We start from the raw sequence: 1,796 nt of genomic DNA on the forward strand, positions 1-1,796 counted from the left end.
GTGCAGGGCCAGTCCGCTCTGCTGGGCCTGGCGGTTCCACCACTGTTCGGCTTCCTCGCCGTGAAGGGGGACGACCTGGCCGGGTCGGCCGGCGGTGGTGTTCTTGCCGAGCTTGTGGGTGGCGTTGGCCGTGAGCCGGTAGTGGACGACGGTGCCGCTGCGGAGCGCGTTGAGGAGCGGGGTGAGGGGTTTGACCTGGGCGGTGCCGTAGGAGCGGTCGAGGCGGGAGAGATCGGGGGCGATCGCGCTCTGGACCATGATGCTGAAGCCGTGCGGGGTCTCGTCCAGCCGGAACAGTGTGCCGGTCTGGTGGCGGGCGTCCGTTCCGAGGCCGTCGGGGAAGAGGTGCATGACGCGGTGGTGCAGGCCGACCGCGCTGCGGATGTCGCGGCGGGCGTCGCGGTCGCGTGGATCCGGGACGATGCGGGTGAGCCACAGATCGGTCTGCTGGTCGGTCTTCACTTCGGTGTCCATGAGGTCGGTGTTCACCGCAGGGCCTCCCGCTCGAGGTAGGCGCTGATGGCGGTCAGGTAGTCCCGGCCGAGGCCGGCGCACCTGTCGGCCGGAAGCGGCAGGGTGATGCGGTACTGGGTGCGGGAGCGGTAGCGGCGGTCGAGTGTGGTGAAGGAGACCGGCTCGTCGTGCGCGTCCTGCGTGAGTTCCTCGGTGTCGAGGAGTGCCGCCGATGTTCCGGCTGCCGTGTGGAGCAGCTCTTTCAGGGGCTGGTCGGCGGTGAAGTCGACGGTGACGGGTTTTGCTGCATCGCGGCGCTGGGCTGTGCGGGCGAGCGGGAACCGCAGCAGGTGGGGGAGGATCGCGTGTTCGGTTTCGGCGAGCAGGACGGGGCCGCTGGGCGGGCAGGCGCGGCGGCCGAGGAAGAGCGGCCAGCGAGGGTTGCGCAGCGCGTGTGCGCTGTCCTGCAGGATCTGAGGGTTGCTGCTGGTGACGGCCACGGTGAAGGCGGCGTCCTGCAGGTAGTGGCGTTGCGAGACGAGGGTGGCGGTGTCGCCGCTGCGGCGTTTGCGTTCCGCGGTGGCGACGGTGAGGCGGCGGGGCATGCCGCCGCCGACTGTGTGGAAGTCCCGCAGTCGGGTGCCGGGCCGGTCGATGCGCACGGTGAAGCGCAGGGCGGCGAGGTCGTCGAGGGGCTGGTCGCGGTGGCGGCCCATCGCGGCGGCGATCAGTCCTATGAGGCCGGAGCGGGTCGGTGCGGCTGTGGTGTCGCGTGTGCTGAAGCGGGAGCTGCTTCCCCAGGACTGCAGCGGGCCGCTCAGGTGCAGCAGCAGTCCGCCGCGGTGCTCGGCGGCGGATGCGGGGGGTGTCACTGGTTCTCTCCCGCGGGCAGGGCGGCGTCGGTGGCGGCCTGGATGAGGTCGTGGAAGGAGTCGGCGCGGTCGCCGAGCCCGGTGACGTCCTTTGCGGCCAGGGAGGCGTAGCCGGTGTAGCGGATGCCCGTGCTGCCGAGGAGCTTGTTGACGGCGGTGGCGTAGGCGTCGAGTTCGGTGATGGAGGGCTCGGTGTGCCCGCCGTCGCGGCCGGCTCGCACGGGCTTTTCGAACGCGGAGGCGTACGAGACGGGGCGGTCGGTCCGTACGGCGAGGTGGACCAGGGCGGGGATGGTGTGCGGGGCGGTGGAGTTCTTCTTGGCCTGCGGCAGGGACAGGATGGCCGCGTCCAGGAACCCGGTGATCAGTTCCCGTGCGGAGCCGGCGTCGTTGCGGAGGTTGCGGAGCAGTTCGCGGGTGTCGACGACGACGTAGCGGTAGAGCACGCCGGCGCTGTGCTCGGTGTTGCCC

Annotated in this window: 3 protein-coding genes; all 3 read right to left on the reverse strand. The window is 71.2% G+C overall.

What is annotated here, in order from left to right; genetic code table 11:
• Positions 1-489, reverse strand: a 489-nt coding sequence (locus GUY61_RS37980; RefSeq protein ID WP_208106963.1) for a type I-E CRISPR-associated protein Cas6/Cse3/CasE, incomplete at its 3' end; no start/stop codon positions are given.
• Positions 486-1,325, reverse strand: a complete 840-nt coding sequence (gene cas5e / locus GUY61_RS37985) for a type I-E CRISPR-associated protein Cas5/CasD (protein WP_166634842.1) — start codon at positions 1,323-1,325, stop codon at positions 486-488. The genes cas5e and GUY61_RS37980, both read right to left, overlap by 4 nt.
• A partial coding sequence (locus GUY61_RS37990) for a type I-E CRISPR-associated protein Cas7/Cse4/CasC (protein ID WP_208106964.1) occupies positions 1,322-1,796 on the reverse strand: 475 nt, incomplete at its 5' end. The genes cas5e and GUY61_RS37990, both read right to left, overlap by 4 nt.

It is taken from the genome of Streptomyces sp. GC420, assembly GCF_009916105.1.
GTDB lineage: Bacteria > Actinomycetota > Actinomycetes > Streptomycetales > Streptomycetaceae > Streptomyces.